Origin of the sequence: Paraburkholderia sp. BR13439 (assembly GCF_040948805.1) — a bacterium.
In the GTDB taxonomy this organism is placed as follows: Bacteria; Pseudomonadota; Gammaproteobacteria; order Burkholderiales; family Burkholderiaceae; genus Paraburkholderia; species Paraburkholderia youngii.
Genome location: NZ_JBFPKN010000003.1, coordinates 22,911 through 44,796 on the forward strand (window position 1 = coordinate 22,911; position 21,886 = coordinate 44,796).

The 21,886-nt window shown below is 64.0% G+C and carries 17 protein-coding genes; 6 read left to right on the top strand and 11 right to left on the bottom strand.

The window, feature by feature from the left end; all coding sequences use genetic code 11:
- Positions 1-46 precede the first annotated feature (46 nt).
- From AB3X96_RS06850 to ptsP, 6 genes are all read right to left on the bottom strand, one after another.
- Positions 47-2,347, bottom strand: coding sequence for a molybdopterin cofactor-binding domain-containing protein (locus AB3X96_RS06850; RefSeq protein WP_368589091.1), 2,301 nt, complete (start codon positions 2,345-2,347; stop codon positions 47-49).
- Positions 2,344-2,829: a (2Fe-2S)-binding protein gene (locus tag AB3X96_RS06855; protein ID WP_368589092.1), complete on the bottom strand. Its 486-nt coding sequence runs from the start codon at positions 2,827-2,829 to the stop codon at positions 2,344-2,346. The genes AB3X96_RS06850 and AB3X96_RS06855 overlap by 4 nt, the downstream gene beginning before the upstream one ends.
- The gene (locus tag AB3X96_RS06860) at positions 2,826-4,130 is read right to left on the bottom strand and encodes a cytochrome c (RefSeq protein ID WP_368589093.1); all 1,305 of its coding nucleotides are present in this window, start codon (positions 4,128-4,130) and stop codon (positions 2,826-2,828) included. The genes AB3X96_RS06855 and AB3X96_RS06860 overlap by 4 nt, the downstream gene beginning before the upstream one ends.
- A gap of 108 nt (positions 4,131-4,238) precedes the next feature.
- The gene (locus AB3X96_RS06865; protein ID WP_368589094.1) at positions 4,239-5,828 is read right to left on the bottom strand and encodes an aspartate:alanine exchanger family transporter; all 1,590 of its coding nucleotides are present in this window, start codon (positions 5,826-5,828) and stop codon (positions 4,239-4,241) included.
- Positions 5,829-5,853: 25 nt separating this feature from the next.
- Positions 5,854-7,647, bottom strand: coding sequence for a PTS glucose transporter subunit IIBC (gene ptsG / locus AB3X96_RS06870; RefSeq protein WP_368589095.1), 1,794 nt, complete (start codon positions 7,645-7,647; stop codon positions 5,854-5,856).
- A gap of 22 nt (positions 7,648-7,669) precedes the next feature.
- Positions 7,670-10,216, bottom strand: coding sequence for a phosphoenolpyruvate--protein phosphotransferase (gene ptsP / locus AB3X96_RS06875; protein WP_368589096.1), 2,547 nt, complete (start codon positions 10,214-10,216; stop codon positions 7,670-7,672).
- Between the two features lie 460 nt (positions 10,217-10,676).
- On the opposite strand from ptsP, the gene AB3X96_RS06880 reads away from it, so the two are divergent.
- Both AB3X96_RS06880 and AB3X96_RS06885 read left to right on the top strand, forming a co-directional pair.
- Positions 10,677-11,135, top strand: a complete 459-nt coding sequence (locus AB3X96_RS06880) for a hypothetical protein (protein WP_368589097.1) — start codon at positions 10,677-10,679, stop codon at positions 11,133-11,135.
- A gap of 180 nt (positions 11,136-11,315) precedes the next feature.
- Positions 11,316-12,554: an MFS transporter gene (locus AB3X96_RS06885; protein WP_368589098.1), complete on the top strand. Its 1,239-nt coding sequence runs from the start codon at positions 11,316-11,318 to the stop codon at positions 12,552-12,554.
- Between the two features lie 91 nt (positions 12,555-12,645).
- On the opposite strand, the gene AB3X96_RS06890 is transcribed toward AB3X96_RS06885, so the two are convergent.
- The 3 genes from AB3X96_RS06890 to AB3X96_RS06900 all read right to left on the bottom strand — a co-directional run bounded on the left by AB3X96_RS06890 (position 12,646) and on the right by AB3X96_RS06900 (position 14,411).
- Positions 12,646-12,984 carry a ribbon-helix-helix domain-containing protein gene (locus AB3X96_RS06890; RefSeq protein WP_368589099.1) on the bottom strand — a complete coding sequence of 113 codons (339 nt, stop codon included), beginning with the start codon at positions 12,982-12,984 and terminating at the stop codon, positions 12,646-12,648.
- Positions 12,985-13,113: 129 nt separating this feature from the next.
- Positions 13,114-13,692, bottom strand: a complete 579-nt coding sequence (locus tag AB3X96_RS06895; RefSeq protein WP_176107408.1) for a DJ-1/PfpI family protein — start codon at positions 13,690-13,692, stop codon at positions 13,114-13,116.
- A gap of 233 nt (positions 13,693-13,925) precedes the next feature.
- Positions 13,926-14,411, bottom strand: a complete 486-nt coding sequence (locus AB3X96_RS06900) for a MarR family winged helix-turn-helix transcriptional regulator (RefSeq protein ID WP_176107409.1) — start codon at positions 14,409-14,411, stop codon at positions 13,926-13,928.
- 223 nt (positions 14,412-14,634) lie between these two features.
- On the opposite strand from AB3X96_RS06900, the gene mhpT reads away from it, so the two are divergent.
- Positions 14,635-15,864: a 3-(3-hydroxy-phenyl)propionate transporter MhpT gene (gene mhpT / locus AB3X96_RS06905; protein WP_368589100.1), complete on the top strand. Its 1,230-nt coding sequence runs from the start codon at positions 14,635-14,637 to the stop codon at positions 15,862-15,864.
- A 72-nt stretch (positions 15,865-15,936) separates the two neighbouring features.
- Here the strand turns inward: mhpT and AB3X96_RS06910 are convergent, their stop codons facing one another.
- Together AB3X96_RS06910 and AB3X96_RS06915 are read right to left on the bottom strand one after the other, a co-directional pair.
- Positions 15,937-16,821: an amidohydrolase family protein gene (locus tag AB3X96_RS06910; RefSeq protein WP_176107411.1), complete on the bottom strand. Its 885-nt coding sequence runs from the start codon at positions 16,819-16,821 to the stop codon at positions 15,937-15,939.
- 33 nt (positions 16,822-16,854) lie between these two features.
- On the bottom strand, positions 16,855-17,298 hold the full coding sequence (locus tag AB3X96_RS06915) for a MarR family winged helix-turn-helix transcriptional regulator (protein WP_368589101.1): 444 nt from the start codon (positions 17,296-17,298) through the stop codon (positions 16,855-16,857).
- Between the two features lie 175 nt (positions 17,299-17,473).
- On the opposite strand from AB3X96_RS06915, the gene AB3X96_RS06920 reads away from it, so the two are divergent.
- The 3 genes from AB3X96_RS06920 to AB3X96_RS06930 all read left to right on the top strand — a co-directional run bounded on the left by AB3X96_RS06920 (position 17,474) and on the right by AB3X96_RS06930 (position 21,885).
- Positions 17,474-18,301 (top strand): p-hydroxycinnamoyl CoA hydratase/lyase, encoded by an 828-nt coding sequence (locus AB3X96_RS06920; RefSeq protein WP_176107413.1) that lies wholly within the window; start codon positions 17,474-17,476, stop codon positions 18,299-18,301.
- Positions 18,302-18,339: 38 nt separating this feature from the next.
- Entirely contained in the window at positions 18,340-19,791 is a 1,452-nt protein-coding gene (locus AB3X96_RS06925) for an aldehyde dehydrogenase (protein ID WP_368589102.1), read from the top strand.
- A 213-nt stretch (positions 19,792-20,004) separates the two neighbouring features.
- Positions 20,005-21,885: a feruloyl-CoA synthase gene (locus AB3X96_RS06930; protein ID WP_368589103.1), complete on the top strand. Its 1,881-nt coding sequence runs from the start codon at positions 20,005-20,007 to the stop codon at positions 21,883-21,885.
- The last annotated feature ends 1 nt before the right edge of the window (position 21,886 follow it).

The following is a 21,886-nucleotide window of genomic DNA, read 5'->3' on the forward strand; positions in this document are numbered from 1 at the left end:
CGCCGAAGATCGCGCGGCGCGTTCGTTTGTTAACGCGAAAGCCCCCTCACGCCTCGAGCATCTTCTTGCCGTTCGCGCCGAGCAACGGCAAGTCGCGGATCCGCACACCCGTCGCGTCGTCGATCGCGTTCGCGAGCGCCGCGGCGGCCGGGCCTTGCGCCGCTTCTCCGACACCGAGGAATGGCAAGCCCGGCCGGTCGATCAACAGCACGTCCACGCGTTTGGGTACGGACGAGAAGCGCATGATCGGATAAGTGCTCCAGTCATAGCTCGTGATGCGTTGCGGATCGAATTGTGTTTCTTCATAGAGCGTCCAGCTCGCGGTTTGCAAAATGCCGCCTTCGATCTGATTGCGCACACCGTCCGGATTCACGATCTGTCCGCAATCGACGGCTGCGACGACGCGCTCGATGCTGAGCTCGCCGGTATCGCGCATCACCGTCACGTCCATCGCGACGGCAAAGTAGGCCATCAGGTTCTTGTATTGGGCAAACGCAAAGCCAGTACCGTGTGAACGCGGGCTAGCGTCGCCCGTTAGCGCGCTGTGAGCATGCCAGCCGAATTGATCGGCTACGGCGCGAATCACGCGATGTGCGCGCGGATCATCGAGATGTTTGAGGCGAAACGCAACGGGATCGGCGTGCGCGGCTCTGGCGAGCTCGTCGATGAAGCTCTCGATCGCGAACACGTTCATGTGCGCGCCGAGCGAACGCATCGCGGAGACGCGGATCGGCATCGTGGGCACGAAATGATGCTGCACGTGCAGGCTGGGCACGCGGTAGAGCGGAATGCTGTTGCGGTCGCCTCCGCCTTCCGGCATCGGAATCGGCTTCGGCGGCGCGGGGGTGAACGGCTGCGCAAGGAGCTGCGCGGGCAGCAGGCGGCCCGCATTCTCGATGCGGTTGTTATGCGTATTGCTCCATAGCTCGTAACGCCAGTCGGCAATCATGCCTGCCGCATCGAGCGTTGCCTTTGCGTCGACTGTCATGGCCGGGCCGAACGGCTCCCACATGTGTTCCTGTTCGCGCATCAATTGCACCCGCACCGGTCGACCAGGCAACTCGCGTGCGATAAGGGCGGCGTCGGCCGCGACATCGTCCGCGCCGTTGTGTCCGTAGCAGCCCGAACCTTCCACATGCACGCAGCGCACCTTGCCGGGCGGCATCGCGAGCATTTCGGCGATGCCGGCACGCAGCGGAAAGACGCCTTGCGTATGCGTCCAAACGGTCATCACATCGTTGTCGAGTCGCGCGACCGCGCACGATGGCCCAATCGAGCCATGCGTCAGATACGGCCTCGAATAGCGCGCCCGAAGCGTCGCCATCGGTGCGGCCGCGCCGGTCGCCGCGCCCCGATCGGCCACCGCGATTTCCTGTGCAGGCAGGCTCATCAGCAACGCGTGGACGTTCACCGGATCGGGCAGCGGCGGCCCCGACCGCCACTGCGCGGCGAGCGCCAGCTCACGCATCGCGAGGATCGCCCGCCATTCGTCGTCGGCGGCCACCGCGAGGTAGTTGCCGTTGCGCACGACCTTGACGACCCCGGGCAACGCCTCGACACGCCCGCGATCGACTGCAACGAGGCTCGCGCCATAAGACGGCGGCCGCACGACGCGGGCATGCAGCATGCCGGGCAGCCGCAGGTCCTGGACATAGCTCGCGCCGCCCGTCACTTTGCCCGGGATATCGACGCGCGGCAGCATATGGCCAATCAGCGCGTAGGCCGATGGCGGCTTTCTCGGCGCGTCGGGCTGGGCGTTCTGATGCAGGTCCGCGTGTTGCACGGCTTCGCCATAGCTCACGCGTCTTCCGTCGGCGGCAATGACGGCGCCGTCGCGTGTCGTCAGAGTCGCTGCGTCGAGGCCCAACTGCGAGGCCGCGCTAGCGACCAGCAGCGCGCGCACCTGAGCCGCGGCGTTGAGGATCGCGGTGCCGCTGTCGGCCATCGTGTGACTGCCGGCGGTGTAGCCTTCGTTCGGCGTTCTGGTGGTGTCGGCGGTGATCAGCTCGATCGCATCAGGCGCGAGATCCAGCTCTTCCGCGGCGACCTGCAGCAGCGCGGTGCGAATGCCCGTGCCAAGCTCCGCTTTGCCCGTGAATACGCTCACGTGGCCGTCGGGGGCGACCTTGATCCACGCATCGAGCAACGGCGTGGTCTTGAGACTGCCCGGCAGCTTCGGGGCGCTCGCGTTGAAGGTGCCCGCTTCGGTGGTGGTTTGCGCGAGCGCGGTCATGACTGGCACGATCGCGAAGCTCACCATCAGCGAGCCGCCAACGAGGAAGCGGCGCCGCGCGGGGTCATCCGGACCGCTGCCGTGGGCGGCGGACAATGGGCGGCCGTCGTTCACGATTGCGCTCCCCCGCCCGTACGCGGCGGCGAACCGCTCGCGACTTGCCGGATCGCCGCGAGAATGCGCATGTGCGTCCCGCAGCGGCACAGGTTCGGCTGCATGTAGCGGCGGATCTGTTCATCGCTTGGGTGCGGGACTCGGTCCAGCAGCGTTTGCGCTCGCATGATCATGCCGGCGATGCAATAGCCGCATTGCGCGGCCTGTTCGTCGATGAAGGCTTGCTGAAGTGGTCCGGGATGTTGCGCGCTGCCGAGTCCTTCGACGGTTCGCACTGGCCGCTCGCCCACGGCCACGACCGGCATGAGGCACGAGAACACCGGTTCGCCGCTGACGCTGACCGTGCATGCGCCGCATTGACCGAGACCGCAGCCGAACTTCGCGCCGTCGAGCTGCAATTCGTTGCGCAGCACATAGAGCAGCGGCGTGGACGGGTCGACATCGACCGTCTGACTGACGCCGTTGACGTTGAGTGTGATCATCGTGGCAGGCCGTCTCTGCGAAATTGCGCGACCGCACGGGCGTCGAGCGTGGGCCAAGCGTCGCGTGCGGTGAAGCGTTCGCGCGTGTAGTTGGCGAGCTCCGCTATCTGCGCATCCGTGAAAGTGTTGGCAAATGATGGCATGAAGGGCTCGCTATCGCTTTCGTGCCAGTCGATGCCATCGAGGATGAAACGGACCATGTTGCGAGGGCTGTCGGCGTTGACGGCCGTGGAAAGGGACAGCGACGGTAGAGCGCCCCCGTTCGACATCGGCGCGCCTTCGGCATGGCACGATGCGCAGGCCGCGGCGAACAGATTCGCGCCGCCGCCGGGCGCGGGGGACACGGGCGCGGAGGTAGCGGAGGGCGAGGCGACCGGATGCTCCGGCGCGCCTCGGCCCCCGGATGGCAACGCCAGCAGATACGCGGCCATCGCCTCAACGTCGGAGGCGGATGCGTCGGCGAGCGTGCGCGTGACGGGGCGCATCGGACCCGCCGCCGCGCCATGGGCGCTGGCGAGGCCCGTGCGCAGATAGCCGACGAGCTGTGCCTGCGTCCAGGGGGTCGGGCGTGAAGCGAGGTCCGTCAGCGCGGGCGCGTCCCATCCGTCGATCGTGCCGCCTTGCAGTGCGTGGTCGCGGCGCTCTGCGCCGAGGCGGTCGAGCGGCGTGTGGCACGCACCGCAATGACCGAGGCTTTCGACCAGATAACGCCCGCGTGCGAGGTCCGGCGCTCCGGTCGGCGACGGTGCGGCTTCGCTGCCCGTATGCAGGTAAAGAAGATTCCACACGGCGATGAGGGGCCGGAAGCCGAGCGGGAAGATCAGCTCGTTGTGCGGCGCAGGCGCGTTGACCGGAGCGCGGCTCATCAGCCATGCATACAGCGAGCCGATATCGGCATCGCCCAGGTGCGTGAAGTGGGGATACGGGAACGCGGGGTAGAGCAGATGACCGTCGCTGGACACGCCGCGCCGCATCGCACGTTCGAACGCGTCGAGCGTCCAGCCTCCGATGCCGGTTTCGTTGTCCGGGGTAATGTTGGTCGAGTAAATGATGCCAAAAGGTGTTTGCAGCGGCAGTCCGCCCGCGAGGGGCTGGCCGCCCGTCGCGGTGTGGCACGCGACGCAATTGCCAATGGCCGCGAGCTTCGCGCCGCGCGCCGCGGCCGCGGTATCGCTGTTGGCCGCGATCGGCGCAGTGACGGCACCCGGCGCGGGCTCCCGTGCATGCGCAGTGGGGCCGTGCGCGGCCATGAGGGCGACCACAACAACGGCCACGCCCGCACTTGCCACCCGTCCTTTCATCTGGCCTCCATCGCCGAACCGTCCGCGCATCGTTGCAGAATGCGTCGCGCGGCTCTAAGTCGCGCAAGCGGCGTTCCCGATAGCGGCGGGTCGCGATAACGGCTTCTTCTAGCCGGCAGCGACCGCGATGGCGATCTGCACGAACAGCACCTTGACGATGGTCATCGACGGAAAAATCATCGCGTACATGACGTCGGGCTGATCCGTCGGCGCGATGCGGTTGGCGAAGGCGAGAATCGCGGGATTGCCGGTCGCGCCGCAAATCACGCCGACCGATGTATCGAAAGACAGTCTGAAGATCCACAGGCAGCACACAGCCGTGACGCCGACGAGCACCAGCAGCGTGATCACGCCATAAAGCAGCAGCAGCGGTCCGGCGGTGCCGACGGTCGCAACGAACTTCGGTCCGCAAGACAGGCCCACCTGCGCGAGAAAAATCGTCAGCCCGATATTGCGCAGCACGAGATTGGCGGAGAGCGGCATCACCCACACGAAAGGTCCGCTGCGGCGAACTTTGCCGAGGCACAGCGCGACCAGTAGCAATGCCGCGAGACCCAGGCTGAACGCGCCGAGACCGGGCGCGCGCAATGGGATCGCACCGACCAGCAGCCCCACTGCCGCGCCGATGCCCAGACAGATGAAACTCAGCTCGGCCGTGCCCTTGATCGAATCGCCGAAGAACGCGCGGACCGTCGCCCGATGCGCGTTGTCGACGAGCAGGCCGACGCGGTCGCCTGCCTCGAGAATCAGATCCGGGGTCGACAGCAGATCGGTATCACCGCGCCGCACGTGCGCGATCGCGCAGTTCACGCCGTCCGGATAGCGCAGATTGCCGAGCGCCGTGCCGACGACCGCCGGGCTAGACGCGAACACGCGCAGATAGTCGAGGTCTTCGCGATGACTCGAAATACGCCCGGGCTGCGACTCGCCGCATAGTGCGGTTGCTTCGTCGAGCGGGCGGCGCTCGGTGGCGGTGGCAAGAAGGACGTCGTCGGCGCGCAGCGTGAAGTCGTCGCTGGGCAACTGATTGTGATGCGCGCGCCGCACGGCCGCTATCGCCACGCCGGCAGGCAGGCGGGTCGAGAGCTCCGACAGCCGGAGACCGAAGAGACTGGCATTGCGCAGCGCGATTTCCGCAGTCTCCAGCACCTTCGCGGTCGGCTTCGGTATTTTGGCTTTCAGGGCCGCGTTCAGCACATAGAGGAACAGGATCGGCCCAGCCACGCCGAATGGATAGGTGACGCTATAAGCCACGGCGGCATTGCTGCTTTTCATCGATGCGATGGCAACCTGCAGACTCGCCGTGCTGGTGCCGCTGCCCGCGAACATGCCGAGCGCATCGGCGAGCGTGATGCCGAAGTGGATGAAGGTGCACGCCACCAGACCCGAAGCGATCACGCCCACACATGCGGCCGCGTTGGCCTTCATGCCTTCCCGGCTCGTCAGTCCGCGGAAGAACTGCGCGCCGTACTGAATGCCGATGCCATACAGAAACAGCAGCAGACCGAGCGTGCCCAGCAACGCCGGCGGCGCGGATTTCGGCGCGAACGCGCCGAGCCCGAGTCCAACGAACAGCACGGCCCCCGAGCCCAGAGCCACGCCCTTGATAGTGATTTCGCCGATCAGGTAGCCGAGCGCAATGGTCAGAAAAAGCGCGAGCAGCGGCTGAGTTTCGAGGAAAGTTCTGACTGCTTCCATGCGGCCCCCTATGTACGCGTCGCTCCTATCGCATTGCGCCTGCGAGACTGCCCGAGCCGAGACCCACGATCAGATCGAGTGCACCGTTCTTCAATGCTTGCGTGGCGACCACGCCCGCCGCTTTCAAGCCGGCCGCGTCGATGCGCGACGCATCCAATAGCTCGACACGCAACCGCGTGGCCGCCAGCGCGTCGAGCTTCAGGATGTTGGCCGCGCCGCCCAGCGCCGCACGAATCTTTTCAGCGCGCTCCGTTTCCTGCGCAGAGTGTTGCGCCGATGCGGCCACGGCCGCTGGAGCCGCGGCAGTCGCGGCTGCTGCGCCTTCCACGCCGGGTGCGCCGGCCGCCGGCAGATCCGCTTCTGCGCCCGCTGTCTTCAGGTAGTCCTGCATGTCGGTTTTCATGTTCTCCGACAACGGCCCGAAGATCGCCTGCACGCCGTTGCCCACGCGCACCACACCCGCCGCACCGAGCGCCTTGAGCTTGTGTTCGTCGACGCCCGCCGGGTCCTTCACGGAGATGCGCAGCCGCGTGATGCAAGCGTCGAGACTGGTGATATTGGAGCGGCCGCCAAAGGCGAGCACGAGTTCGCGCGAGCGTCCGCCCGCGCCGCTCGCGGCGACCGCCACGGTATCTGCCGTGTCGTCCTCGCGGCCGGGTGTCTTGAGGTTGAAGCGCGTGATGACGAAGCGGAAAACGCCGTAATAGATCACCGCGTAAATTGGACCGAGAATGAAAACATACCAGGCGTGCGTGGCCTTTCCGCCGATCAGGTTGAACATCAGAAAATCGATGCCGCCTTGCGAGAACGTGAAGCCCATGCGCATGCCCAAGGTGTTCGCCACGAACTGTGCCGACGCCGCGAGGCATGCGTGAATTAGGTACAGCACCGGCGCGACGAACAGGAACGCAAATTCGATCGGCTCGGTGATGCCGGTGAGAAAAGAAGTCAGCGCGGCCGACACCATCATCCCGCCGACAGCAACCTTCTTCTCCGGCTTCGCGCAATGCCAGATCGCGATCGCCGCGGCCGGCAGGCCGAACATCTTGAACAGGAACGCGCCCGCAAGGATGCCGGCGGTGGGGTCGCCCGCGAAATAGCGGGTGATGTCGCCGTGAACCTCCTTGCCGGTCGTCGGGTCGACGAAGCTGCCCATTTCGAAGAAGAACGGCACGTTCCAGATGTGATGCAGACCGAACGGAATCAGCAGACGTTCGACGAAACCGTAGACCGTCGCGGCGGTTCGCGGGTCCGAAACCGCCGCCCAATGCGAGAAAGCCTTGATTGCGCTGCCGATCGGCGGCCACACGAAGGACAGGATCGCGCCGAGCACGATCGATCCGATCGCGGTCACGATGGGCACGAAGCGCTTGCCGGCGAAGAAGCCGAGATACGGCGGCAACGTGATCCGGTAGTAGCGGTTGAACATCCAGGCCGCAAGACCACCGGCGAGGATGCCGCCGAACACGCCGGTCTGGATCGACGGTATGCCCATGATCGTGTCGGTTTCGATGCCCCCTATCTTCGCGATCACACCCAGCGTGGCCGTCATCACCAGATACCCGATCGTTGCGGCGATACCCGAGACGCCATCGTTCTCGGTGAAGCCGAGCGCGACGCCGATCGCGAAGATCAGCGGCAGGTTGGCGAAGATCACGTCGCCCGCGTTCTTCATCAGCGCGAGCACGACGGCCGGCACGTAACCGTGGAAGTCGGTGGCGCCGAGACCGAGCAGCAGGCCGGCCACCGGGAGCACGGCGACGGGCAGCATCAGCGATTTGCCGATCTTCTGCAAGACTCCGAACGCATGCGAGAACATGGCTGATCTCCTGTTGATCCGCTCAGTCGGCAAAGCGCGACAGATGCGCGCGGACCTCCGCGGCGGTGCCCAGACGCAGCACCTCGGCGGCGAGCTTCTTTGCTTCGTCGGTCGTGATGCGTGCAAGCTGGGCCTTGATCGAACCGACTGCCGGAATACTTACCGAGAGCTCGTCGATGCCAAGGCCGACGAGCACCGGCACCGCCATCGCATCCGACGCGATGCCGCCGCAAATGCCGACCCATTTGCCATGCTGATGCGCACCGTCGACCGTCATGCCGATCAGCCGCAACACCGCCGGGTGCAGCGCGTCGGCCTGCTTCGCGAGTTGCGGATGGCCACGGTCCATCGCGAGCGTGTATTGCGTGAGGTCGTTCGTGCCGATCGAGAAGAAGTCGACCTCGCGTGCGAGCGGCTCGGCGATCAGCGCGGCCGCCGGGACTTCGATCATGACGCCCACTTTCACGCTCGCCGCGCGATCGCCGGCTTCTTCGAGCAGGATTTTGCGCGCCGCCCGCACTTCCTCGACCGTCGTGATCATCGGGAACATGATGTGCAGGCTGCCGAGCGGCGCCGCGCGCAGGATCGCGCGCAGTTGGGTGCGGAAGATGTCGGGACGCTCGAGGCTCACGCGCACACCGCGCAGGCCGAGAAACGGGTTGTCTTCCTTCGGCAGCGGCATATACGACAGCGGTTTGTCGCCGCCGACGTCGAGCGTGCGGACCACGAGCGTGCGCTCGCGGCCGAGCGCTTGCGCGACGGCGCAATATTCGGTGGCCTGTTCGTCTTCGCTTGGCGCGGTGTCGCGCGCGTCGAACAGGAACTCGGAACGCAACAGTCCGACGCCTTCCGCACCGCCAGCGACCGCGTCGCGCGCTTCCTGCGCATTGCGGATGTTCGCGACGACTTCGACGCGGTGGCCGTCGGCGGTCATTGCGAGTCTGGTTGCCGCGAGCTTTTCGTCTTCGCGTTTGGCGGCCTGGCGCCTGATGCGTTCGCGCGCCTTTTCCAGTTCCTCGGCGCTCGGATTGCGCCGCAAGCTGCCGCGCGAACCGTCGAGCACGACGGGCGTGCCGTCGGCGAGTTGCAGCGCGCGCGCGTCGATACCGCAGATCGCCGGAATGCCGAGCGAGCGCGCCAGGATCGCGACGTGGCTCGTCGCGCCGCCGGTCGTCGTGCAAAAGCCGAGCACCTTGCTGCGATCGAGCGACGTGGTGTCGGACGGCGACAGCTCCTCGGCGATCAGGATCGACTCTTCCGGCACGTCGATCTGCGCCTGCTTCACGCCGGCGAGCAGCGCGAGCACACGGCGGCCGACGTCGCGGATATCGCCGGCGCGTTCGCGCAGCAGCGGATTGTCGAGCTTTTCGAGCATGCTTGCCTGGTTCTGGAACGCATCGCGCCACGCGAACCCCGCGCCCTTTCCCTCGCTGATGCTGCTGATGGCGGCGTCGTTCAGGTCGGGATCGTCCAGCAGTTCGAGATGCGCGTCGAGAATCTGCGCTTTCGACGGATCGGTGAGCGTCGCCTTGAGCCCCTCGATCTGCTGACGCGCCTGATGCTGCGCCGCTTCGAGTTGCGCCCGTTCGCGTTGCGGCGACTCGCCCGCTTCGTTCACCTCGATCACTTGCTGGCGGAACTGCACGATCTTGCCGACCGAAAGCCCCGGCGAAGCGGAGACGCCGATGAATTCGTTGGCGTCGGCGGGAGCCGCCTCGCTCGGTGCCGCCACTGGCGCAGCCGGCGCGCTTGACGCGGCCGTCGCGGCTGCGGGCGCATCGCCGGGCTTTTCGCCCGATCCCTCGGCAAGCAGTCGCGCGACGGTGCTGGCCGCCTCCGCCGCGTCGGGACCGCGGGCCTCGACGCGCAGCTTGTCGCCGAACTTCGTTGCGAGCCCCATGAGCGCGACGACGGACTTGGCATTTGCGCTGGCGTCGCCGCGCAGCAAGCGGATCTCGGACTTGAATTTCTTCGCCTCGACCGCGACGACCGCGGCGGGCCGCGCATGCAGGCCCGCCGGATTCGGCAGCGTGATCTCGCCGGAGAGGATCGCGCCGGTGGCGCTGGCCGTATCCTTGTTCTCCACGCTGCCGACCAGTTCGACGTACAGTGCGACGTCGGTGCCGGCGACGACGAGCCCTTTCGCGGGAACGTAGCGCGTGACGAGATCGCCGTTGGCGATGACCATTTGCGTGAGCAGGCTGGTTGCTTTTGCGCCGACCACGATCGGGTCGAAGCGGATCAGCGGCGTGCCTGCCGCGACGGTGTCGCCTTCCTTGACCAACGGCATGAAGCCCTCGCCGCGCAGCAACACGGTGTCGAGCCCGATGTGCAGCAGCACTTGCAGACCGTTGTCGCCGGTGATCGTTGCGGCGTGGCACGAGCTGTGGAGTTGCGTAACCTTGCCGGCAAGCGGCGATAGCAGTTCATCCGAGGTCGGATCGATCGATACGCCATCGCCGACCATCTTCTGGGCAAAGACCGGATCGGGCACGCTTTCGAGAGGAACCAGTACGCCCGACAGTGGCGCCATCAACTCGATGCGCTGAGGACGCTGAGGAGCTTTCATCGCCAAGACTCCTTGTACATTGACGCTCGCCTGCGGTGGTTCGACTCGAGCCGCGTGAGCGCGACATTCATCCGTGCGGTCGGCACCATTGCCGGTTACGCCGCTCACCCACTTGTGAGCGGCGCACGTTACAAAAGCTCGGTGACAGAAACTCGGGAAACCCAACTAGGTTGCGCACGTCGCCCGTATGCGCAAACTGCTGCTTACCCCTCGATGCGATTGCTCTCACCGGAAAGACTCGGCAGTCTGATTTCGTTTGCGTGTGACATGTCGGCTTCCAGGATGGTTGCCGCCCACGCAGCCTCGACCGGGGGGGGGCGGAGAAACGTCGGGCGCGCTGCGACGGCGTTGTTTGCGTGTGTCGGCCGCCTCGCGCCTGTGGGCGACCGGCTTGCACCGTAGTCCCGGAAAAAGGACCCGGAAAGCGCTCTGAAAGAGAGCATATGTTACTGAGCGCAGATTGCAAGACGAGACGATTTCGGAAATGGTTTTCCTGGATTTTCAGAATATTGGGCCGAAGGCGGGTGCGGTATTTATTAGTTGGCGTGTGGTGCGGTTTTTTACTTCTGTGTTTTATACGCTTAGCGAGAGGCAGGGGTTGCTTTCATCTTCAACGACATCCGCCAAATCGAACTCCATAAGCAATTCTGCGCACAACGAGGCGGTTACGGATGCAATTGGCATAATCAGGGGACCGGAAATCCGTCAGTATCTTTACTTCATAATTGAAGTTCTGAATGAGGAAATCGTTTGTCGAACATCGGGGCAAGCATCAACGATGCTTGCCTCACGGTCCGCTGAGACGCCCATCAAATACCAGTCGTGGAATGCATTGAATTTCCGTTCCGGTCAAAAGTGGCTGGAGAGCCGCCTCATCAACCATCTGAATGGCTGTCAACGAACCGCATCACGTCGCTGACGACGAACGCTTTCCCGCTGGCGCATATGGAAGAGGCTACGCGGTCGTTTCGGCCGTTAGCGGAATATCGCCGCCCGCGCATTGTTCAGCCACACCTTCTAGTCTTTTCATCGGACGACTCTTTTTCCAACGTGAGACCCCGCCTAAAGTGTCAGGCTTCAACCTGGCATCAGGGTCATCATGCACATCGATACACCTACGACTTCAGCGTCCCTGGAAGGGAATTCAACCTCCGCAGGTCAATGGCTATCCGTCATCGCTGTTGCGGTAAGCGCGTTCGCGTTCGTCACGGCCGAGTTTTTGCCCGTCGGGCTGTTGCCACAGATCGCACACGACCTCGGCGTGTCGACTGGTGTCGCTGGTCTGATGGTCACCACGCCCGGCGTAATGGCCGCAATATTGGCGCCGACGCTGATAGTCAGCGCGGGCCGCATGGACCGCCGGTACGTTTTCCTGCTCCTCACCGCGGTACTGTTGATCGCGAACGTCGTGTGCGCGATCGCACCGAACCTCGCGATCATGCTCGTAGGACGGGCTTTGCTCGGCGGCGCGCTGGGTGGCTTCTGGACTCTGGCGACGGCGGCGGCTCCTCGACTCGTGCAAGCAAAGGATGCCGCCAAAGCAACCGCGACCATTCTGACCGGCGTGACCTGCGCAACGGTGATCGGCGTGCCGCTCGGGACGTTCATCGCGTCGTTTGCATCGTGGCGCCTCGCGTTCGCCGCGACCGCGGGCCTCGTGTCGCTCGCCTTGCTGGCGCAGGCGTTCCTCGTGCCTTCGTTGCCGTCGGCATCGGCATTGCGGATCGCCGATTTCAAAACACTGCTTCGCCGGCCTCATACGAGGCTGAGCATGGTGATGGTCGCGCTCGTCTTCGGCGCGCATTTCTCGACCTACACGTACATTGCTCCGCTGCTCGAACACGACTTCTCGTTGAGCGCCATCACACTGTTGCTGTTCGGATTCGGTCTGATCGGCTTCTTCTCGAATGCATTGGCGTCGATGGTGATTTCGGACCATCTGAAGAAATCCGTCGCCGCGATGGTTCTGCTGCTATTGGGCGCGATGTCGTCGATGTTGCTGCTCGAGCATTCGCCGATCGGCGAGACTGCGGGGATGCTGCTGTGGGGAATCGCGTTCGGAGCGCTGCCGCTTTGCTTCAGCGTATGGATTCAGCGCAGCACGACAGACCTGCCCGAAGCGGGCTCGGCGATGTTCGTCAGCATCATCCAGGTCGCGATTGCGGCGGGTTCGGCAGTGGGAGGCACTATTGTCGACCGCGCGGGAATTCACGCTGACTTCACGCTGGGACTTGGACTCGCACTGCTCGGTCTCGTGACACTGCAACGGCTTGCTGTGCTGGAACGACCGGCCGCTGTGTCTTCTCTTGATTGCGCGTGCGATGCGTCGGCTGACTGACGCAACGGAACAAAACAGAACGAATACGGCGCGACACCGCACTCGCGATACCGGCCGGGGCGACGCCGCGCCCCGCCAGGCGACGAATTCATCACACAGCCGTCTTCACGACTCTGGGTTGAAACGGGGCGTTGAGCTGCACGTCGCCAGCGGCCTCGTTGCGGGCAGCGCTCTTCGACAGATAGCGCAAACAGCACACGCGCAGAAACGACGCGAAATTCAACGGCTCTTCGCCGCGCAACGCGATCAGTTCGTCGTGGAGCTTAACGACGAACTGGGTCGTCGTCACGTCCTCGCGGTTGGCGATTTCCTGAAGCACGTCCCAGAAGAGATTTTCGAGCCTTACCGTGGTCACGACGCCGTGAATGCGCAGCGCGCGCGTACGCGACTCGTAGAGGATCGGATCAGCGTTGACATAGACGTTGCACATTCGGTCAGCCTTTCTCGCAAGTGATGACGTCGCAGGACGCGAAGCGCGCGGCGCGGTCGCTCATGCCGTCGTGATCGAGCGTAACACGGTTGCTCGCCCGCGATGCCGCGCTTCGGTCCTGGCGCTCCTTCAATGCGCGATGCGCGTGCCGAGCAGCGCAAGGAATTGCGCGATCCAGTTCACGTGCGAAGTCCATGCGGGTGCGGTGACGAAGTTCTCGTCGGTGATCGCGTCGGGCCAGTCGAGCGCCACGTACTCCGCGCCCGCCAGCTTCACCTCGGGCGCGCAGGCCGGATACGCGGAGATGCGCCGGCCTTCGATCACGCCCGCCGCAGCAAGCAGTTGCGCGCCGTGGCAGACCGCGGCAATCGGTTTCTTCGCTTCGGCGAAGTGGCGCACCCAGCCAATCACCTTGTCGTTGAGCCGCAGATACTCGGGGGCGCGGCCGCCGGGCACGAGCAGCGCGTCATATTTCGCGGGGTCCACCGATGCGAAGTCGGTGTTCAGCGTGAAGTTGTGTCCGCGCTTTTCGGTGTAGGTCTGATCGCCTTCGAAGTCGTGGATCGCGGTGCGAATCGCGTCGCCGGCGCGCTTGTCGGGCGCAACCACGTCCACCTTATGACCGACCGCCCCCAGTGCCTGGAACGGCACCATCAGCTCATAGTCTTCGACGAAATCACCGGCGATGATAAGAATGCGCTTTGACATGCTTCGTGTCCTCTCGAATCGGGTTGGGAAAGGCGAGGCGGACGCGCTATCGCGGTGTGCGCAAAGCGGCCGTTGACAAGCAATATAGCGATCGACGCAGTGGGCGGGGTAATACGCGGCTAAATGCCGACCAGGGATTTCACCGAGCTGAACCCGATTCAGCCCTCAGGCGAAAGAAAAAGAGTCGCGCTCGATTCGAGCGCGACTGCTCTTTTGTCATTGGAAAGGTCCACTCAACCACGCAGATTCGACACACATCGCTGCAGCACCTTGCGCAGCGTATCGACCGGGATTTCCGTTACTCCGTCCAGCATGGACGCTTCGAGCGTGTCGATCGCCGAATCGCATTCCTTCAGTACCCGGCGCCCTTCGTCGGTCAGAAACAGATGGATCAGCCGGCCGTGGGTAGGATGTCCAGCGCGTCCGACCCAACCGTTGGCCTCCATCGTTTTGACAACTTCGTTGGCCGACTGCGGCGTGATGAACGAGCGTTCGGCGAGTTTAGCGTTGGTCATCGCGCCGCTGGCGCTGATTACGGAGAGCGCGGTGAATTGAGGCAAGGTCAGCCCGAATTCACCCAGCACATCGATCAAACTGCGTTTGAGCAGGCGGTCCAGTTGGCCGACCACATAGGAAACGCGGGCAGGTGGCGCACCGGTTTTCGTTGAACCGGCCTGTTTGGCAAGGGGCGTTCGCCGCTTCTCCATTGTCTTGGTCATTATCAGGTTAGCTTAGGTGTTTCTACCAGGCATATCATATTCTACTTTCAATATCAGGTGTCCTGAGACTAGACTCATCACTAATTCCGGGGGTGCTGTGGGAAGGGTTCTGATAAGTGACGCAAAGATCATTGTCAGAAATCTTCTCCTTCCCATGGCCGCTTCGTCGAACGACGAAGCGTAGCTGGCCACTGGTAATTCAATCAAAGGTCAAGGAGACGTCATGTCAAGTGTTGCTAATCGGTCGAGTGCCGTGGGCTCAAGTACTGCACTAACGTTGGCATTGTGCTTTCTCGTCGCGGTGCTGGAGGGTATCGACCTGCAGTCCACCGGCGTTGCGGCGCCTCGGATGGCGCACGAGTTCGGCTTGTCGGTCGGCCAGTTGGGGCTCGCTTTCAGCGCCGGCATGTTGGGGCTTCTGCCGGGCGCGATGATCGGCGGCAGACTCGCCGACCGGATCGGCCGCAAGCGCGTTCTAATGATCTCAATGGCGGTATTCGGCATCTTCTCGATTGCGACCGCGCAGGTCTGGAGCTTCGAAAGTCTGCTGATTGCTCGCCTGCTGACGGGCATCGGGCTCGGCGGCGCGATGCCGAACCTGATCGCGTTGTCTTCCGAGGCGGTCGATCCGCGTCACCGCAACACGGCGGTCAGTGTCATGTATTGCGGTATGCCGGTCGGCGGCGCGCTTGCCGCATTGATCGCCGTGCTGAGCGCGGGTGCTACTGCGTGGCGTCATATCTTCTACGTAGGCGGAGTCGGACCGCTGCTCATCATTCCGCTGCTGATCGCGTTGCTGCCTGAGTCACGCGAATTCGCCGCCGAGTCGCGGGAATCGACTAAAGCGGACAAATCGCTGCTTTCGACGCACGCAGTCCTGTTCGGCGAGGGGCGCGCCGCGGCGACGATCGGTATCTGGATCAGTTTCTTCTGTACGCTGATCGTTCTTTATTTCCTGCTGAACTGGTTGCCTTCGTTGACCGTTGGGCGCGGCATGAGTCGTTCGCAGGCCGGGATTGCACAGATCTTTTTCAACGTCGGCAGCGTGATTGGCGTGCTCGGCATCGGTCTGCTGATGGATCGCTTCAGACAAGGCCTGTCGGTCACGGCAATCTATGCGTGCATCGTCGGTGCGTTGGTCGCGCTTTCGCAGGTCGCCAGCATCGAGACGTTATCCGTTGCCGTGCTGTTCGCCGGCATGGGCGTCGTCGGCGCGCAGTCGATGCTGTATGCGCTGTCCGCCGCGAGCTATCCGACCAGCGTGCGGGGTACGGGCGTCGGCGCCGCGGTGGCGGTGGGACGCGTCGGTTCGATCGTCGGCCCCGCCGCCGCAGGGCAATTGCTGTCGATGGGAAAAAGCTCGGCCCTCGTTATCGGCGCGAGCGTGCCGGTGACCATCATCGCGGCGATTACGGCATTGCTCGTCATTCGCTCCAACGCCGCGAAACGCTAAGTATTCGTTGATGGACCGAGATGGCCCGGCGCTTTCGCGCCGGGCCATTTTTCATGCGTCATTCGCGATTCGTCATGCGTCGGCCCGCAAACCCAGCAAGCTGACGGCATTCTCTTTCAGAATGAGCGGCTTCACTTCGGGCTTGATGTCGAGCGTGTCGAAGTCCTCCAGCCAGCGGTCTGGCCGGATCAGCGGGAAGTCGGACGCGAACAGCACCTTGTTGCGCAACAGCGTATTCGCATACTTGACCAGCTCGGGCGAAAAGTACTTCGGCGACCAGCCCGACAGATCGATATACACGTTCGGTTTATGCAGCGCGATCGACAGCGCCTGCTCCTGCCACGGCCAGGACGGATGCGCGATCACGATCTTCATGTCTGGAAAGTCGACGGCCACATCGTCGAGATAGATCGGCTCCGAATACTTGAGGCGCAAGCCGCCGCCACCACGCATGCCCGAGCCCATGCCCGAATGTCCGCTGTGAAAGACCGCCGGCAGCCCGTACTCGGCGATCACTTCATATAGCGGGTACGCCATGCGGTCGTTGGCGAAAAAGCCCTGCATCGTAGGGTGAAACTTGAAGCCGCGCACGCCGTGCTCGTCGATGAGCCGCCGTGCTTCGCGCGCGCCGAACTTGCCTTTATGCGGATCGATGCTGGCGAACGCGATCATGATGTCGGCGTTGTTCTGCGCGAACTGCGCGACCTCTTCGTTCGAAATGCGGCGGCGTCCGACGTTCGCTTCGCAGTCGACGGTAAACATCACGAAGCCGATCTTGCGCTCCCGATAGTGCTCGATCGTTTCGGGAATGGTCGGGCGGCGCCCTTGTTTGAGCACGGTGCCGAAGTACTTGTCTGCGGCTTCGTCGAATTCTTTGGCAAACAGGTCTGGCGGTTGACAGCACGACACCTCGGCATGCACGTGGGTGTCGATGGCCTTCAGTTGATCGATATTCAATGGCGTCTCCTATGTGGAATTAAGGCTGATGCGTCAGGCTGCGCGAAGATTGCGCACGCACGTCGACAGCAGGTCTTTCAGCATCTGTGAACCGTGTTCATCGATTTCGCCAAGCATCGATTGCTCGACCCTGTCGGCGGCACCGTCGCACTGAACCAGCAATGTTTCGCCGGCCTGCGTCAGCGACAGCAGCCCGACGCGACGGTTGAACGGATCGGCCACGCGCGTGACCCATCCGTTCGCTTCCATCGATTTGACGACCGCGCTGGCCGCTTGCGGCGTGATCAACGAGCGCTGCGCGAGCTGCGCGTTCGACGAACGCGCGCGCGCCCGCAGCACCGACAGCGCCGTGTATTGCGGCAACGTCAGACCCTGCGACGCGAGCGCTTCGGAAAGCTGCCGCGTGAGAAACTTGTCGAGCTGCCCGGCCAGGTAGGTCAGACGCACCGGAGCGGCAGCATGCCTTCGATCGCGCACGTTGCGCCGCACCGTGGCGGCTGGCGTGGTTTCGGACCCTGACGGCTTTCTCTTGATCGTCGGCATAGGCGGTTAGGGGTTTGTACCAAGACCTCTACATTGTACTTTACTTATCAGGTCGCCTGATATTAAATTGAGCTCAGGCCGCGAGGGCGGCATTGATACGGAGATGCAGATGAGTTACGAAGGACGCTGGAAAACGGTCAAGGTCGCGGTGGAAGGCGGAATCGCCTGGGTCACGTTCAATCGTCCGGAAAAGCGCAACGCGATGAGCCCGACGCTGAACAAGGAAATGATCGACGTTCTCGAGACGCTCGAACTCGACGCCGAAGCCCAGGTTCTCGTGCTGACCGGCGAAGGCAGCGCGTGGACGGCCGGCATGGACCTGAAGGAATATTTCCGCGAAGTGGACGCGGGTCCGGACGTGCTGCAGGAGCGGATTCGCCGCGACGCGAGCCGTTGGCAATGGCAATTGCTGCGCATGTACTCGAAGCCGACCATCGCGATGGTCAACGGCTGGTGCTTCGGCGGCGGCTTCTCGCCGCTCGTCGCCTGCGATCTGGCGATCGCAGCGGACGAAGCCGTGTTCGGCCTGTCCGAAATCAACTGGGGCATTCCGCCGGGCAACCTCGTGAGCAAGGCGATGGCCGATACTGTCGGGCATCGTGAAGCGCTGTACTACATCATGACGGGCGACACCTTCACGGGTCCGCAAGCCGCGAAGATGGGTCTCGTGAACAAGAGCGTGCCGCTCGCGCAACTGCGCGACGAAACGATCGCTCTCGCGGCGAAACTGCTGAACAAGAACCCGGTCGTGCTGCGCAACGCGAAGCATGGCTTCAAGCGTTCGCGCGAACTCACGTGGGAGCAGAACGAGGACTACCTGTACGCGAAGCTCGACCAGGCGAATTATCGCGATCCGGAAGGCGGCCGCGAACAGGGCCTGAAGCAGTTCCTCGACGACAAGAGCATCAAGCCGGGCTTGCAGACCTACAAGCGCTAAGCGGCGCACTTCACCGCTACGACTGAGGAGACGAACACATGCATCAAACGAACCTGTTGATTGGCGGCGCGAAACGTGCCGCGTCGAACGGCAAGACTTTCGAGCGCATCAATCCCGCGACGGGCGCGGTGGCCACCCGCGCCGCGGCGGCCACCGTCGAGGACGCCGATGCGGCCGTCGCCGCCGCGGCGCGCGCGTTCCCGGCATGGGCGGCGCTCACGCCGACGGAACGGCGCAAACGCCTGCTCGCCGCCGCCGACCGCATGGACGCGCGCACGCCCGAGTTCATCGCGATCGGCGCGGCCGAAACGGGGGCGATGGCGAACTGGTACGGCTTTAACGTGATGCTCGCGGCCAACATGCTGCGCGAAGCCGCGGCGATGACCACACAGATCGACGGCGCGGTGATTCCTTCGGACGTGCCGGGCAGCCTCGCGATGGCCGTGCGTCAGCCGTGCGGCGTCGTGCTCGGCATGGCGCCGTGGAACGCGCCCGTGATTCTCGCGACGCGTGCGCTCGCGATGCCGCTCGCGTGCGGCAATACGGTCGTGCTGAAGGCTTCGGAAGGGTGTCCCGGCGTTCATGCGCTGATCGGCGAAGTGCTGAACGACGCGGGTCTCGGCGAAGGCGTCGTCAACGTGCTCACGCATGCGCCGGAAGATGCGCCCGCGATCGTCGAGCGTCTGGTCGCGAATCCCGCCGTGAAGCGCGTGAATTTCACCGGATCGACGCGGGTCGGCCGCATCGTCGCCGAGCTTTCGGCGCGCCATCTGAAACCCGCGCTGCTCGAACTGGGCGGCAAGGCGCCGGTGCTCGTGCTCGACGACGCGGACCTCGACGCCGCGGTCGAAGGTATCGCGTTCGGCGCGTTCTTCAATCAAGGCCAGATCTGCATGTCGACGGAACGCGTGATCGTCGATCGCAAGGTTGCCGATGCGTTCGTCGAGAAGCTCGTCGCGAAAGCGCGCACGCTGAAGGCAGGCGATCCGACGCAGCCGGGCTCGATTCTCGGCACGCTGGAGAGCGAAGCCGCCGCGCGGCGCATTCGCGCGCTCGTCGAAGATGCCCGCGAAAAGGGTGCGAATCTGCCGCTCGGTTGCGAGGTGAACGGCGCGATCATGCAGCCGGTGATCGTCGAGAACGTTACCCGCGAGATGAAGCTCTATGCCGACGAATCGTTCGGCCCGGTGGTGACGGTACAGCGCGTGGACGGCGACGAAGAGGCGCTGACGGTCGCCAACGATAGCGAGTACGGCTTGTCGGCGGCCGTGTTCAGCCGCGATATTGCGCGTGCGATGAACGTCGCGAAACGCATCGAGTCGGGCATCTGCCACATCAACGGCCCGACCGTGCACGACGAGGCGCAAATGCCGTTCGGTGGCGTGAAGGCGAGCGGTTATGGGCGCTTCGGCAGCAAGGCGTCGATTCCCGAGTTCACCGAGTTGCGCTGGATCACGGTGCAGACGAGCCCGCGTCATTATCCGATCTAGGCGTCGGCTCCCGGCCGCAATGATTGCGGCCACCCCATCCTTGCATGAGACAGCGACGCCGTTTTTCCTTGCCCCACGGGTATTAGAAAGGGGATACAACCAACATGGGACCAGAGTAAGCGCTAAAGCGCTAACTCTGGTCGACCGCGATAGATCGCATGGGACCAGAGTAAGCGCTAAAGCGCTAACTCTGGTCGACATAGGAGACAGGTTTTGGAATCGGAGCACAGCCACGCAAGCTCTCTGGCGACCGGATACCGGAGCGTCGCCATCGGAGCGCCTTCCTCGCGGATCGAGAAACGCGGCGACTGCTGGTACCTCGAGTCACTTGAACCTCTGGGCCGGTTTCCGGAGCGCTTTACCGACCGCTTGCTGAGCGGCGCACGCGCGCATCCCGACCGGCTGCTCGTCGCGCGACGCGATGCCAATGGCGCGTGGCAAGGCATCACATATGCGCAAATGCTCGAGCGCGCGCGTGCGATCGGGCAGGCGCTGCTCGATCGCGATCTCAGCGCCGAGCGCCCGTTGGTGATCCTGTCGGGCAATAGCGTCGAACATATGCAACTCGCACTCGGCGCGATGTGGGCCGGTATCGCTTATGCACCAGTGTCGCCGGCCTATTCGTTGATGTCGGGCGATTACGGAAAGCTGCGCCATGTCCTCGAACTGCTCAAACCGGGTCTGGTCTACGCGGACGATATCGGTGCATATACAGCGGCGCTCGATGCCGCGTTGGGTAGCGAAGTCGAACGTGTCAGCGCGGCGCCCGCGCCGAACGCGTCCAGGGTGACGCGCTTCGACGCATTGCTCGACACCGTCCCGGGCGACGTCGACGCGGCCAACGCGCGCGTGAATGGCGACACGATTGCGAAGTTCCTGTTCACGTCCGGCTCGACGAACCTGCCGAAAGCCGTGCCGACCACGCATCGCATGCTGGGCGCAAACCAGCAGATGCTGCTCGAAACCTTTCCGCAGTTCGGCATCGAGCCGCCGGTTCTCGTCGACTGGCTGCCCTGGAATCACACGTTCGGCGGCAGCCACAACGTCGGCATCGTGCTGTACAACGGCGGCACGCTCTATATCGACGACGGCAAACCCGTGGCCGGCAAATTCGACGAGACGCTGCGCAATCTGCGTGAGGTCGCGCCGACCATCTACTTCAACGTGCCGAAGGGTTGGGAAGAACTGACCATCGCGCTGGAAAAGGATGCGGTGTTGCGCGAGCGGTTTTTCTCGCGCGTGAAGATGTATTTCTTCGCGGGCGCTGGTCTGTCGCAGGCGGCGTGGGAGCGTCTCGAACGCGTGACGCTCGAACATTGCGGAGAACGCATCCGCATCATGGCCGGGCTCGGCATGACCGAAACCGCGCCGTCGTGTCTGTTCACGACGGGACCCGTATCGTGCGCCGGCTACATCGGCTTGCCGCCGCCGGGGTGCCAGGCCAAGATCGCGCCCGTCGATGGCAAATTCGAAGCGCGCTTTCGCGGCCCTCACGTGATGGGCGGTTACTGGCGCGCATCGCCGGCGCTTCAGAGCAGCGTGTTCGACGACGAAGGCTACTACCGCACCGGCGACGCCGTGCGTTTCGTCGACCCGCAACGTCCGGAACTGGGCCTGATGTTCGATGGCCGCATTGCGGAAGACTTCAAGCTGGCGTCGGGAACCTTCGTCAGCGTTGGGCCGATGCGCGCGCGCATCATCAGCGAAGGGGCGCCCTACGTTCAGGATGCGGTCATTACGGGGATGAACCGTGACGAAGTCGGCGTGATGATTTTTCCGCGCCTCGACGCGTGTCGCGCATTGGCGCGTTCGCCCGCGGATGCGAGCACGGAGGAGGTGCTCAACACGGCCGCCGTGCGCGATTTCTTCAGCGAACTCGTCGCGCGGCTGAATCGGAGTGCGACGGGCAGTGCGTCGTTCATTGCCCGCATGCACCTGCTGAGCGTGCCGCCGTCGCTCGACCTGGGCGAGATCACCGATAAAGGCTCGATCAATCAGCGCGCCGTGCTCCAGCACCGCGCCGCGCTCGTGGAAGCCATGCACGAAGCCGACCCAGCCGACGCGACGGTGATTCATGCGCGCAAAGGCAGCTAGT

What these genes read in the sequence shown, in the direction of transcription:
- AB3X96_RS06865 (WP_368589094.1), bottom strand. Translation starts at nt 5,828, where the DNA reads ATGGAAGCAGTCAGAACTTTCCTCGAAACTCAGCCGCTGCTCGCGCTT.
- AB3X96_RS06925 (WP_368589102.1), top strand. Translation starts at nt 18,340, where the DNA reads ATGCATCAAACGAACCTGTTGATTGGCGGCGCGAAACGTGCCGCGTCG.
- AB3X96_RS06900 (WP_176107409.1), bottom strand. Translation starts at nt 14,411, where the DNA reads ATGACCAAGACAATGGAGAAGCGGCGAACGCCCCTTGCCAAACAGGCC.
- mhpT (WP_368589100.1), top strand. Translation starts at nt 14,635, where the DNA reads ATGTCAAGTGTTGCTAATCGGTCGAGTGCCGTGGGCTCAAGTACTGCA.
- AB3X96_RS06885 (WP_368589098.1), top strand. Translation starts at nt 11,316, where the DNA reads ATGCACATCGATACACCTACGACTTCAGCGTCCCTGGAAGGGAATTCA.
- ptsG (WP_368589095.1), bottom strand. Translation starts at nt 7,647, where the DNA reads ATGTTCTCGCATGCGTTCGGAGTCTTGCAGAAGATCGGCAAATCGCTG.
- AB3X96_RS06860 (WP_368589093.1), bottom strand. Translation starts at nt 4,130, where the DNA reads ATGAAAGGACGGGTGGCAAGTGCGGGCGTGGCCGTTGTTGTGGTCGCC.
- AB3X96_RS06895 (WP_176107408.1), bottom strand. Translation starts at nt 13,692, where the DNA reads ATGTCAAAGCGCATTCTTATCATCGCCGGTGATTTCGTCGAAGACTAT.
- AB3X96_RS06920 (WP_176107413.1), top strand. Translation starts at nt 17,474, where the DNA reads ATGAGTTACGAAGGACGCTGGAAAACGGTCAAGGTCGCGGTGGAAGGC.
- AB3X96_RS06855 (WP_368589092.1), bottom strand. Translation starts at nt 2,829, where the DNA reads ATGATCACACTCAACGTCAACGGCGTCAGTCAGACGGTCGATGTCGAC.
- ptsP (WP_368589096.1), bottom strand. Translation starts at nt 10,216, where the DNA reads ATGAAAGCTCCTCAGCGTCCTCAGCGCATCGAGTTGATGGCGCCACTG.
- AB3X96_RS06890 (WP_368589099.1), bottom strand. Translation starts at nt 12,984, where the DNA reads ATGTGCAACGTCTATGTCAACGCTGATCCGATCCTCTACGAGTCGCGT.